This window comes from Pseudomonas sp. HPB0071 (genome assembly GCF_000478505.2).
Classification (GTDB): Bacteria; Pseudomonadota; Gammaproteobacteria; order Pseudomonadales; family Pseudomonadaceae; genus Chryseomonas; species Chryseomonas luteola.
In genome coordinates this window covers 1804351-1816549 of record NZ_KI517367.1, presented here as the reverse complement: position 1 = coordinate 1816549, position 12199 = coordinate 1804351, and the positions used below count along the sequence as shown (strand labels likewise).

The 12199-nt window shown below is 58.7% G+C and carries 13 protein-coding genes; 3 read left to right on the top strand and 10 right to left on the bottom strand.

Translation table 11 applies throughout. The annotated features are described in order from the left end of the window. Nucleotides 1-26 precede the first annotated feature (26 nt). The 7 genes from HMPREF1487_RS08615 to yrfG all read right to left on the bottom strand — a co-directional run bounded on the left by HMPREF1487_RS08615 (nucleotide 27) and on the right by yrfG (nucleotide 7560). A complete protein-coding gene (locus HMPREF1487_RS08615) occupies nucleotides 27-1034 on the bottom strand; it encodes an LLM class oxidoreductase (RefSeq protein WP_010796242.1) in 1008 nt (335 codons plus the stop codon). A 120-nt stretch (nucleotides 1035-1154) separates the two neighbouring features. Beyond that, complete coding sequence (locus HMPREF1487_RS08610) at nucleotides 1155-1721, bottom strand: nucleotidyltransferase family protein (RefSeq protein WP_010796241.1); 567 nt, start codon at nucleotides 1719-1721, stop codon at nucleotides 1155-1157. Between the two features lie 96 nt (nucleotides 1722-1817). Then, entirely contained in the window at nucleotides 1818-4139 is a 2322-nt protein-coding gene (locus HMPREF1487_RS08605; RefSeq protein WP_010796240.1) for an FdhF/YdeP family oxidoreductase, read from the bottom strand. Between the two features lie 2 nt (nucleotides 4140-4141). Continuing rightward, entirely contained in the window at nucleotides 4142-4990 is an 849-nt protein-coding gene (fdhD, locus tag HMPREF1487_RS08600) for a formate dehydrogenase accessory sulfurtransferase FdhD (protein ID WP_010796239.1), read from the bottom strand. A gap of 115 nt (nucleotides 4991-5105) precedes the next feature. After that, complete coding sequence (locus HMPREF1487_RS08595; protein WP_010796238.1) at nucleotides 5106-5993, bottom strand: LysR family transcriptional regulator; 888 nt, start codon at nucleotides 5991-5993, stop codon at nucleotides 5106-5108. A gap of 133 nt (nucleotides 5994-6126) precedes the next feature. Next, nucleotides 6127-6732: a chorismate mutase gene (locus tag HMPREF1487_RS08590; RefSeq protein ID WP_010796237.1), complete on the bottom strand. Its 606-nt coding sequence runs from the start codon at nucleotides 6730-6732 to the stop codon at nucleotides 6127-6129. A 141-nt stretch (nucleotides 6733-6873) separates the two neighbouring features. Continuing rightward, entirely contained in the window at nucleotides 6874-7560 is a 687-nt protein-coding gene (gene yrfG, locus HMPREF1487_RS08585; RefSeq protein ID WP_010796236.1) for a GMP/IMP nucleotidase, read from the bottom strand. Between the two features lie 135 nt (nucleotides 7561-7695). Here yrfG and nudE point away from each other — a divergent pair, with 135 nt between their 5' ends. Continuing rightward, nucleotides 7696-8262: an ADP compounds hydrolase NudE gene (gene nudE / locus HMPREF1487_RS08580; RefSeq protein WP_010796235.1), complete on the top strand. Its 567-nt coding sequence runs from the start codon at nucleotides 7696-7698 to the stop codon at nucleotides 8260-8262. Nucleotides 8263-8315: 53 nt separating this feature from the next. Then, nucleotides 8316-9152, top strand: a complete 837-nt coding sequence (gene cysQ, locus HMPREF1487_RS08575; RefSeq protein ID WP_010796234.1) for a 3'(2'),5'-bisphosphate nucleotidase CysQ — start codon at nucleotides 8316-8318, stop codon at nucleotides 9150-9152. A 2-nt stretch (nucleotides 9153-9154) separates the two neighbouring features. On the opposite strand, the gene HMPREF1487_RS08570 is transcribed toward cysQ, so the two are convergent. The 3 genes from HMPREF1487_RS08570 to HMPREF1487_RS08560 all read right to left on the bottom strand — a co-directional run bounded on the left by HMPREF1487_RS08570 (nucleotide 9155) and on the right by HMPREF1487_RS08560 (nucleotide 11735). Further along, nucleotides 9155-9610 (bottom strand): YiiD C-terminal domain-containing protein, encoded by a 456-nt coding sequence (locus HMPREF1487_RS08570; protein WP_010796233.1) that lies wholly within the window; start codon nucleotides 9608-9610, stop codon nucleotides 9155-9157. 62 nt (nucleotides 9611-9672) lie between these two features. Further along, nucleotides 9673-11061: an ATP-binding protein gene (locus HMPREF1487_RS08565; RefSeq protein WP_010796232.1), complete on the bottom strand. Its 1389-nt coding sequence runs from the start codon at nucleotides 11059-11061 to the stop codon at nucleotides 9673-9675. Beyond that, the gene (locus HMPREF1487_RS08560; protein ID WP_010796231.1) at nucleotides 11058-11735 is read right to left on the bottom strand and encodes a response regulator transcription factor; all 678 of its coding nucleotides are present in this window, start codon (nucleotides 11733-11735) and stop codon (nucleotides 11058-11060) included. Before HMPREF1487_RS08560 ends, HMPREF1487_RS08565 begins: the two co-directional genes overlap by 4 nt. Here HMPREF1487_RS08560 and HMPREF1487_RS08555 point away from each other — a divergent pair. Next, a complete protein-coding gene (locus HMPREF1487_RS08555) occupies nucleotides 11734-12147 on the top strand; it encodes a hypothetical protein (protein WP_037029850.1) in 414 nt (137 codons plus the stop codon). The genes HMPREF1487_RS08560 and HMPREF1487_RS08555 overlap by 2 nt on opposite strands. Nucleotides 12148-12199: the final 52 nt, after the last annotated feature.

The window sequence follows — 12199 nt, the reverse complement described above, 5'->3', positions numbered from 1 at the left end:
TGTTAAGTCTGAGTTCTCTTGAGTTCTTATGGCTCAAGAGGTTCATGGGAGGGGAAGTGCGGCAAGACATACTCAGCCAGTTCCTGAACCACTTCCTTGGCCGGGCGGCGGGACGACTTCAGATTCAACGCGGCGTGGTTCACCCCTCGGCGTTGCATATGCTCAAGATAATCCACCAGGTAGCGACGACCAATCCTGAGTCCGGCATGAATAGGCATGGGGGCCTGGTCCGGATCTTCAGCCAGATCGAAGAACATGCCCTGGGCAAAGGGCTTGAACGTCTCTTCGCCCGTGACGCGCTTGATGGTTTCGCGCCACAACGTGGTAATGGCCGAGACATGCTCGACGCCAATGAAATAGTAGAACCAGCCGTCGGCATTGGCGGCAATCCAGTCCATTGCCTGACGGCTACGACCTGTAACGAAGGCAGGGATGCGGCCGTTGAATGGTTTGGGGACCAGATCGGCCAGCCCCTGCAGATCGCCAAAGCGGTCGAAATCGCCGTTGGGGAAAGGCGTTTCGCTGGCCAGGCGGAACATCTCGAACGCTTCGCGGAAGCGGTCGCCGCGCTGCTCGTACTCATCTTCCAGGCCAAAGGCGGGATACTCGACAGGTCGATCTCCCGAGGCGATACCCAGCACGAGCCGCCCGCTGGAGAGCTGGTCGACCGAGGCGGCCATTTTGGCCAGGTGCAGCGGGTGGCGCAGGGTGATAACGGCACTGCCGGTCGCCAGCGTAATACGTTTGGTGGTGCCGGCCAGAAAGCCCAGGTAGGTAAACGCCTCGAAGACCTGCCCCATGTCGCCAAAGCCTGGATCGTAAAACGGTACGTCTCTGGCCCAGAGCGCAGCGAAGCCTAACTGATCGGCCAGCTGCGTCAGCTCGGCGTGATGCTCAAGCGAAGGTCCCGGCTCGTTCGGGTAGCTTGCCACCGGCAGAATAAAGCCCAGGGTAAGCCTGTCCGGCGCAAAGACCCGGTTAAACCCATTGTGGTGAGCAAAGGGATGATCGAGGGGGAGCGATGCAGCGTTCATAAGGTTCCTGGGTCCCTGAGCCTGATATCCATGATGACCGGTCTTCCATGAGTGTAATCGGTAGGCAATGGAGTCTCATGGGTTGTTCGAGTTCGAAAAACAATTTTTCCTGTACGGCAATCAGTCCGGCAGTTGGGGCGGTATATGTACTGCAGGTGGAAACCGAAGTTTCGGCCACCGGCGCGCCCAGCCTTTCTCGTGCTGTCGTTGCCTGAAGACATCCGGTTTGTAACGTTTGGGGTTCGGTGTTACGTGCAGCTTGAAGAGACCATGCTGAACAAACGGGCTGGCGATTTTGATCTGCCCACCGGGCAGGAGGCGGGCCGCTAAGGCCGTTTCCACTTCTACCCAATAGCTCATGGCATCCAGACTGCAGTGATAGGGCGCATCCCCGTTGCGCTTATGCATGCGGGCCTGATTCTTGACGGACCAGGGCAGGGCCGCACAGGCCCTGAGCCGGTTCTCAAGCTCAGTATCTCTCTCAGGGTCACGGCAGACAGGGTCAAAATAGATGACGTCGATGTCCGTCAGCGGGGTAGGAACCGTGTAACCGTGCAGGCGATCCCAGACCAGATTGCGCACGAATCCGGCGGCTACCCAGGCATCCGGCAAGTGCAACTGGGCAACACAGGCCAGCACTTGGCAGCGCAGCGGATCTTCAGCTATCCAGTCAGAGAGGCGATACATGGGAAGGAGAGGGGGTGACCTTGGTCCCTTCAGTATAGAGCCCGGCCATAAAAAGCAGCCTGCCGCCTGTATAGACGGCAAGCTGTTCGCTCGGTATCAGGCGACCGAAGCGATCGTGTTGCTGTGCGCTGGCTCCACGCGAATGGCTACGAATTTGGAGGTAGGCGTAAAACTGTCCTTACCGTAGCTTTCCAACGGCACCAGCGGATTGGTCTCAGGATAGTAGGCAGCCGCCTGACCTTCAGGAATATCGAACGGCAGCAGCGTAAAGCCACTGACACGACGCTCGATCCCATCGTCCCACAGCGAGACCATGTCCACCTTCTGGCCTGGCTCATAACCCAGGCGGCGGATGTCCGCTTCGTTGACAAAGACCACGTCACGCTGACCTTTTACACCCCGGTAACGGTCATCCAGGCTGTACACCGTTGTGTTGTATTGATCGTGCGAACGCATGGTCTGCAGGATCAGGTCAGGCTTCTGGCCATTCTGGCGAGCCGCTTCCGGGATCAGATTCTCTGGCAGCTGGCTGGGCGCAAAGTTAGCCTTGCCGGTTGCCGTATTCCAGACGCGATCACGTGCCTTGTTGCCCAGGTAGAAGCCGCCAGGATTGTCCAGGCGCACGTTGAAGTTCTTGAAGCCCGGGATCACATCGGCGATCAGATCGCGGATGCGGTCGTAGTCTTCAATCAACCACTCCCAATCCACAGGGTGGTTGCCCAGTGTTGCCTTGGCAATCCCTGCAACAATGGCCGGCTCGGAGCGCATCTGGCGAGACAGTGGCTTGAGCACCCCTGCCGAGGCATGGACCATGCTGAAGCTGTCTTCTACCGTAATGGCCTGCTTGCCGCTGGCTTGCAAATCCAGCTCGGTACGGCCAAGGCATGGCAGGATCAGCGCTTGCTTGCCTGTCACCAGATGGCTACGGTTGAGCTTGGTCGCGATGTGTACAGTCAGGTCGCAATTGCGCAGTGCCTGATGAGTCCGCGGTGTATCCGGTGTCGCCTGGGCAAAGTTGCCGCCCAGTCCGATAAAGACCTTGGCATCGCCCGCCAACATGGCAGCGATGGCCTCCACCGTGTTATGGCCGCGATTACGGGGCGCTTTGAAGTCGAAGCGCTTTTCCAGGGCATCGCTAAGCCAGGCCGGAGCCTTCTCATCGATCCCCATGGTACGGTCGCCCTGCACATTGCTGTGACCGCGAACCGGGCACAGGCCAGCGCCCGGCTTGCCCACATTGCCGCGCAGCAGTTGCAGGTTGGCGATTTCCTGAACGGTGGGCACGGAGTGGCGATGCTGGGTCACACCCATGGCCCAGCAGATGATCACTCGCTCAGCTCTGGCATACATGCGCGCAGCCTGCTCGATCTCCGCCAGGGTCAGGCCTGACTGCTCTACAATCTGTTCCCAAGACGTAGCATCCAGCACGGCCAGATAACTATCGACACCCAGGGTGTGCTTCTGAATGAAGTCATGGTCGAACACCGGTGACGTGCCGTTCAGCTGCGCCTCACGCTCCCATTGCAGCAGGAATTTGGCTATCCCGCGCATGGCCGCCATATCGCCGCCCAGGGCTGGGCGGAAATAGGCCGTGTTGGTCGGGCGCGAGTTGTTGGTCAGCATCTCGACTGGGCTCTGGGGATGCTGGAAGCGCTCCAGACCACGCTCCTTGAGCGGATTGAAACTGACTACCTGAGCACCGCGCTTCACAGCGTTGCGCAACACCTCGATCATCCGTGGATGGTTAGTACCAGGGTTCTGGCCCACCACGAAGATCGCATCGGCGTGCTCCATGTCCTCATAGGTCACCGTACCCTTGCCAACGCCTATGCTGCGGCCCAGGCCTACACCACTGGCCTCGTGGCACATGTTGGAGCAGTCCGGGAAATTGTTGGTGCCATAGGCCCGCACGAACAGCTGATACAGGAAGGCAGCCTCGTTGCTGGCGCGACCGGAAGTGTAAAACTCGGCCTGGTTAGGGTTTTCCAGCGTCTTCAGGTGTTTGGCGATGGTCTGGAAGGCATCATCCCAGCTGATCGGCACATAGTGATCAGTCGCCGGGTTGTAGCGCATTGGCTCGGTCAAGCGGCCCTGGTATTCGAGCCAGTAATCGCTTTGCGTGCTCAGGCTGCTGACGCTGTGCTTGGCAAAGAACGCAGCATCTACACGGCGGCTGGTCGCTTCCCAGTTCACCGCCTTGGCGCCGTTCTCGCAGAATTTCACCAGGCCGTTTTCCGGTGCTTCACCCCAGGCGCAGCCAGGGCAGTCGAAGCCGTGGTCCTGATTAGTCTTGAGCAGGGTCCGGATATTCTTGACGGCCTTGCCGCTGTCGAGCCAGAAGTGCACGACACTTTTCAGCGCACCCCAGCCCGCGGCAGGGCCTTGATAGGGTTTGTAAGAAGATTTTTGCTTGCTCATGACTACTCCCGATGTTCTGGAATGAGCGGCGCCGGGCTGTACACGCGAGGCGGAGACTGATGAGGTAAATGAATAAGGTTGAGACGATGCCGACGGGCCCATTCCACGGCGAGGCCAGTGGGCGCGGACAGAGTGACAAGCGTTGCCAGGTTTGCGCGAACCGCTTTGTGGATCAGCTCCAGGCTGCAGCGGCTGGTCACCACGACAAAGCCGGCACGGGTATTGATCTTCTGGCGCATCAAGGCGCCGATCAGCTTGTCCAACGCGTTATGGCGGCCGATATCTTCACGGCAAAGGCCTAGCTCACCTTCGGCATTGGCAAACAGTGCCGCATGGACGGCGCCACTACGCTGACCCAACTGCTGAGCCTCGTTGATACGCTGGCGCAGATTGGCCAGATGCTCGGCAGGTGGCAGCTGCACCTTACGCAGCCGATCCAGTTGCGGCAGTGCCTGCTCAAGCGCCTCGACGCCACACAGGCCGCATCCGCTGGTTCCGGCCATCTGGCGACGCTGGCTTTTCAAGGCCCAGAACGTCCGGCTGGAAATTTCGACCTCAACATTCAGGGCTTCACCGACGCGGCGTACCTGCATGCCATAGATGTCGTCGATGGAATGAATGATTCCAGCGCTTAAACTCAGGCCCGCAACGAAATCCTCGATGTCGGCAGGTGTAGCCATCATGACGGTGTGGCTGATGCCATTATAGGAAATGGCAACAGCACACTCTTCAGCCAATGGCGTCTGGCCAGTGACTTCCGAATTCTTCAGCTCGGCATAGATATACCCGTGCAGCGCTTGGCTGGCGGGCTGTTCCGAGGGTGTATCAGCATGCGGATTCGAGCGGGACATAGCAGCAATTGGCCTGCGGCTGTTTGACACAGATCAAAGCCTAAGCCTATTAAGGTGCGACGTCTAATCGCTGGTACCGATATGGCGATAGATGGGGCTTATCAAGCGACCGTTTTCATTTACTTGAGTACAGCAGGCGCGCTTCAGCAAAACAGGCTTCGGCCACTGGCAGGCGCGGCGCGGTACGCCGGATGATCAGCCCAAGCGGTGCCAGGGCTCGCCCACCCTGAATCGGAAGCAGGCAGGAGTGCTCAGTCAGCGCGTCGAACCCACCCTTGAGTGGCATCACGGCGCAACATAGTCCCGCATTGACTGCTTGCAGGAGCAGATGCACGGCATCGCTTTCCAGTACAGGCCGGGGTGTGAGGCCGCGACTGCGAAAACCGTGATCGACCGATTGGCGAAAGTGCATTCCTCCCGTGAGCAGACCCAGGGGCAGATCGGCTACCCGTTCCCAGCTCAGCTCCTGCTCGTCGAACTGAAAATGACGCTGGTCGAACAACAGGCCCATTCGGGTTTCGGTCAGGGACTGGCTTTCAAACATCTGATCGTTGAGATGGCTGAGATAGGAGATTCCCAGGTCGAGCTGGTTGCTCGCCAGCTGTTCGAGAACATGCTCGGTACTCAACACTGATAACTGAAAGCGCAGATTGCTGTGCAACTGGCGCAGGTGATGCAGCAGAGGCATAGGGTCATAGCTGGCCAGGGGGACGATCCCCAGGCGCAGGGTGCCAACCAGCTGCCCTTTATAGGCGGCGGCTTCCGCATAGAGCCCCTCATGTGCCGCCATAAGGGTCCGGGCCCAGGCCAGAATACGCTGGCCCGCCTCGGTAAAGCCTTCGAAGCGCTGACCCCGACGTACCAGCTCAAGTCCCAGCTCTTCTTCAAGGCTGCGCAGGCGCATAGAAAGGGTTGGCTGAGTGACGTAGCACCGTTCGGCCGCTTGGCCGAAGTGGCGCGTTTCATCCAGGGCAATCAGGAATTTGAGCTGTTTGATGTCCATGATCAGGCGGACAGGCTTCCGGCAGCATGAAGGCAGAATCTATCAGCATAGCGCCGTAGATAGAGTAAGGAACAGAATTGAATGACGAAGGGTGCCTGCCGGGTTCCCCATGGCAGGCACGTCAGGCCGTACGTTAATCGGTGGCAGCCACCTGCTGCTGCGGCCCCTGGCAGACATTGGCCATACCGCGGACCAACGCCAGCCGATGCAGAGAATCAAGTGCATGTGCCGTGGCATAGGTGCTCACCGCACGGGCTGCGACATGTGGGCAGTCCGGCGCCTTGCGTAGCGGCTCGGCAGCCTGGAGTGCATCGAGCAGCTCGTTCTGCAGCTGATCGAGCTGCTTACGAACCACGGCAAGGTCCGGGCGCGTCTTGTTGGGTGCCTTATCGATGGCATGCCAGCGATCCAGCAGCCCATACTGGACCCACTTGTTAGCCTCGATCTGATCGGAAAAGAAGCGCTGCGCATCATCGGGCTGCAAACCGTGAGCGGCGGCTTCATTACGAACCCGGGCCAGGACATCCGCCTCTCGTTGGGTGTCGAGGACCGGCTTGCCGCTGTCCCGTTTGCTCAGCGCAACCTGATCGGCCGTTGAGGTGCGAGCGTTGATCTTATCAAGCAAAGGCGTAAAGCCACTTGTGCTCTGGGCAGCATTGGCCGAAGCACAGAACACAAGGGTAATGGCAGACAACCAAACAGCGCCGCGAAGCGGCAGGGTGCGTCGAAAAGCGTTCATAGAGGCAGTCCTGAAAAGGTTAACCAGGGGACTAAACGCCGGCCCAGTGCATCATCACTCCACACTGGGTCGCGCTGAAACGTTGCGCCGCTTCGCCGGCAGGGTCAACCCAGGCATGAGGCGTCTGTGCGTGGGTCACGCTCAGGAGTGTGACGTAGCCACCGTCTCCTGGGATGGTAGCAGCTCTCGATAATCGTCTACCGCCTCGAATTCAGCGGTGTCCCGCGGGCCCTGGCGACTATCGGGATTGCGTACCGCCAGAAGATGAGCGATGCCATACCGCTGGGCGCTGCGCAGAACGGATAGGCTGTCGTCGATGAACAGTGTACGGGCCGGATCAAAGCCGAAGTCCTGCTGCAGTGCAAACCAGAACTGCTGGTCTTCCTTGGGGAAACCATAGTCATGGGAACTGATCATCCGGTCGAAATAAGGCGCAAGCTCGATACGTTCAAGCTTTAGGGAGAGCGAGTCCCGATGGGCATTGGTGATCAGGGCGACCCGCTTGCCTGCTGCCTGAATGGCAGACAGAAACGTGTCGGCATCGGGACGTAAGGCAATAAGATGGGCAATATCCCGCTTTAGTGCGGCGATCGAAAGCCCCAGTTGAGCGCTCCAGTAGTCCAGGCAATACCAGGTCAGTTTGCCGGCATTCTCCTCGAACAGTGGCTCCAGTTCGGCCATGGCCCACTCAAAGGACTGGCCATGATGCTTGGCGTAGCACTGCGGGAGATATTCCAGCCAGAAATGATTGTCGAAGTGTAAATCGAGCAGCGTGCCGTCCATATCCAGCAAGACGGTGTCGATCTGATTCCAGGCAAGGGTAGGCATGGCTTCCTCTTTTAGACTCCACCGTAACCGCGGTGAGCCATCTCTTCGTGATTACGCCAAGACAGATCGTCCCGGCCACGGATTATTAAACAAGGCGCGTTATGATAGCCGACCCGATTCGCTCAGGAGCCGTTTATGCGCCAGAAACCCGCTGTGCTTGCCCGGCAGATCGTTGCCAAGAGTCGTCTTTTCACGGTTGAAGAAGTCGAGCTGCGTTTTTCCAATGGTGAAGAGCGCACCTATGAACGACTGGCCAACAAGGGGACCGGCCCGGGCGCGGTCATGGTCGTGGCCATGCTGGACAATGAGCATGCCCTGTTGATTGAAGAATACTGTGGCGGCACCGAAGACTATCAGTTGTCCCTGCCCAAGGGGCTTGTCGAGATGGACGAGACCGTACTGGAGGGCGCTAACCGTGAGCTCAAAGAAGAAGCCGGTTACGGTGCCCGCCAGCTCGAATATCTGACGCAGCTCTCTCTGTCGCCCGGCTACATGAATCAGAAAATTCATGTCGTGTTGGCGCGCGATCTTTATCCCGAGCGTTTGCAGGGCGATGAGCCCGAACCGATCGAGGTAGACAAGATCAGCCTACGCGAGCTATTCAGTCTGATGGATAATCCCCGGTTTACCGAAGGACGCGCATTGGCTGCGCTCTATTTAGTGCGGGATCTGTTGATCCAGCGTGGCGAGTTCGTCGCCTGACATTTACTGTGCGGTCGTTATTGAGGCGGCCTCATCTGCCTGTGGAGGTTTTTATGATGGTGCCCGTCTCCATTACCGCACCGCTGGTGCTCAACGTTGTCGACCTGGTCCGCCAGGCCGGTGCCGCAATCCTTCCTTTCTGGCGCAATGACGTGGCCGTGACGGAAAAGGCCGACGCCTCGCCGGTTACCGCCGCTGATCTAGCTGCCCACCGCATCATCAGCGAAGGTTTGGCCGCGCTGACCCCGGACATTCCGGTACTCTCGGAGGAAGCGTGTGATATCTCGCTGGAGGAGCGTGCCCGCTGGCGCTGCTGGTGGGTCGTCGATCCGCTGGATGGCACTAAGGAGTTCATCTCCGGCAGCGAGGAGTTCACCGTCAACATCGCCTTGGTGGAAGAGGGGCGCGTTGTGTTTGGTGTGGTCGGTGTGCCCACCCGTGACCTGTATTACTGTGGCGGAACAGAAATGGGCGCCTGGCGTATACGGGGAGAGGACGGCGAAGAGATCAATGTCCGGCCTACACCTGTACAAGGCTTTACCGTCGTTGCCAGCCGCCGACACAGCAGTCCTACTCAGGAGCGACTTCTGGCTGGGCTGGGTGAGCATATGGGCGAGATCAAGCTGGCCAATGTCGGCAGCTCGCTGAAGTTCTGTCTGCTGGCTGAAGGTGCGGCGGACTGCTATCCCCGACTGGCGCCAACCTCTCAATGGGACACGGCAGCGGCTCAGGGCGTCCTGGAAGGGGCAGGTGGCGTCGTACTCAACCTGAACGGTGAGCCACTGACATATGAGGCGAGGGAAGATTTTCTCAATCCCTACTTCCTGGCCTTGCCGGCCGAGGCACATTGGCGGGACACGCTCGTTGAGCTGGCATCCCGCCAGGCCTGATATTACTTGTGCAGCACGTACTGCCCGGTGAAGCGCACGCCGTCTTCACCGTTGGCGGCCAGAATACGTGAGTGCAACGTCAAGCGGCCACGACCGCGACGGCGGAACATGGTCTCGAAACGCTGCCAGTCACGCTCGTCCGGCGCATCGCACAGCGCAATGGCGTCTGTGGTCACAGGCAGCGGATAGGCAATCTGACCTTCCTGAATCACGATATGGCCTTCTTCTTCCAGGCCTGCTTCGCGCAGGCGCAGGTAGAGCCAGCCCCAGCCCGCCAGTACGGCGATGCAATAGAGGCTTCCACCAAACATCGTGTGGGCATGATTGACGTTAGCATCGAGCGGCGCATGCAGACGCAGGGAATGCGCTTCCCAACTCTTCACCTGTAGGCCAAGGGCTTGAGTGATCGGGATATCGCGGTACAGCAGTGATTCCAGGTGGCGGCAATCGCGTTCCATGCCGGGGTCCTATAGAGCAAATGGCGGGGGTAACAGGGCAGACGCAAACATTGACTTGCAAGTCACGTCCGGACTTCATTGTGCCCTAATCGGGGACGTTCAGGGGAGACACTCGGCAGACGGAAGCGAAAACGAGCACCACCTAACGAAGAATCGTCAATCGTCAGGGCGCTACGGTAGCCTTCAAGGATATCCTGCACGACGGCCAGTCCGATGCCTTGACCAGGGTGACGGCTGTCGATGCGTACGCCTCGCCGCAGGACGGTCTCGCGTCGCTCGGCTGGAATGCCGGGGCCATCATCCTCGATATCGATGATCCAGCTGTCGTCGATGAACTCAGCGCTGACCTGTACTTGAGTCAGGCACAGGCGATAACCGTTCTCCAGCAGGTTACCAAAGACTTCCAGCATGGCGGCTTCCTCCGCCTGAACTTTCATACCCGGCGGGAAATGCAGTGACGCCTGGACTTTCTTCTCGGCGTACACCTTGTCCAACGTACTGAACAAGGACTCCACGAGCGGCTGCAGTTCCAGTGGCCGGCTCAATACCGCACCGCGCCGTGTGGCACGTTGCAGCTGGAAAACAACCTGTTGATTCATGCGCTCAATCTGAACCTGAAGCGCAGACACCTCCTGCTCCAGGCTGGGTTTTCGGCGCAGGTCTTCTGTCACACCCTGCAGAACGGCCAGTGGGGTCTTCAGGCTATGGGCCAGATCACCCAGCGTATCGCGATAGCGCTCCCGTTGCAGTCGCTCGAAATCGAGAAGGCGATTGAGGGAGCGGATCAGGCGGCTAATCTCGCTAGGTACATTCTTCTCGTCGAGCAGATCGCGCTGGTCAGTCTCGATAGCATCCAGCTGGCGGCTCAAACGGTGCAGTGGACGCAGGCTCCAGTGCAGTCCCACGGCCAGAAAAATCAGAAGAGCGAATAACACTCCGCTCAGCCAGAGCGTAACCTGGTGCATAAAGCCGCTGCGCAGGCGATCGTATTCCTCGGCCGGCTGCATGGTGACGATACTGAAGCCTGCTACGGGCGGGTTGCCCAGCAAGACCTCTCGGTCAAAGACGAAAAAGCCGCGCCCCTCGTCATCCGTAGTCTTGACCAATTTAACGCCGGTCCCGTCGAAGGTGGGCCGGTAGTTGGGACGCTCGCGTACAGCGGAGCGGGAGCGCCATAGCAGACGACCGTTCTGGTCGTACACATAACCCAGAATCGGCGATTGCGGACGGTCAAAGACCTCCTCTGCAATCATCTCCGGCATCGCCAGACGCCCATCAATGGCCCGGGCCGCACCAATCAACGTGTTGGCGTTAGCCTCAAGGCGCGCCGCCACAAAGTTTTCTACCGTCCCATCAAACGCCTTGCCAATGGCTGGGATCATCAAGCCCAGGCAAATGATGACCAGAAGCGCCGCACTCAATAGCAGGCGCAGGCGGAACGATCGAATCATTGGCAGCGCTCGGTAAACAGATATCCACGTCCGCGGACGGTCTCGATGGGCTGCATACCGCATGACGCTTCCAGCTTGCGTCGCAGACGGCCAACCAGTACCTCGATGACATTGCTGTCATGCTCGCCGTCATCGTCGTAGAGCTGCTCCATGAGGCGCTCTTTCGTGATGACCTGTTGATGGTTGCGCATGAGGTATTCAAGCAGGCGATATTCATAAGCCGTCAGCTGCAGAGGCTGCTCTTCGTTGAAGGCCTGCTGGCGACCAAGGTCCAGACGCAGATTACCGGCCTTGATGCTGGGTTGGATGAAGCCGGCCGAGCGGCGCAGCAATACATTCAGGCGCGCTTCCAGCTCTTCGAACTGAAACGGCTTGACGACATAGTCGTCGGCACCAGCGCCCAAGCCTTCCACCTTGTCCTGCCAGCTACCGCGAGCAGTAAGGATCAGAATCGGCAGGGCCATGCCCTGAGTGCGAAGCTGACGGATCAGATCAAGACCGCTCATGCCGGGCAGACCCAGGTCCACAATCGCCAGGTCATGGTGGAATTCGCGTGCGTTATAAAGGGCTTCCTCGGCATTGCCTACGGCATTGACCACATGCCCAGCTTCGCTAAGGCGCACCTTGAGGTGGTGACGGAGCAGGTTTTCGTCTTCGACGACGAGAATTTTCATGGGTGTTCCTGAATGTTCGGCAAACAAAGGTCAACTCGAATCGATAGGGCATTATCCTCGACTTCTGACCAATACGGTGAGTGATGTGCCCCTCTATCAGGGCAAGTACTCGATAAAGGAGGATAAAGGAAAGGTTTCTGGATATGCGTCATTTGTATCAGACAAAAAAAACCTCTCCGATGGGGAGAGGTCAGGAGCACTTCATGGGGATCGAGAAACTGCCACTGGGGAAAGTGGCTATGCACCACCAGGGATGAACTGGCCTGTGCACAATGGAGCTGCAAGGAACATCGCCGAAGAACATGAGGAGGTTACCGATGCATGTGAACTGGCTGCGTCGATCGGAGCGGGGAACGCAACAGCCAGCTGGGGATACATCATGATCGGGCCTCCTCACTGGAGCATCTTCTGACAGTTTCAGACTACGCCAGGGTGGCTGAATGCTTTCTGAATCCGTGCTGAAC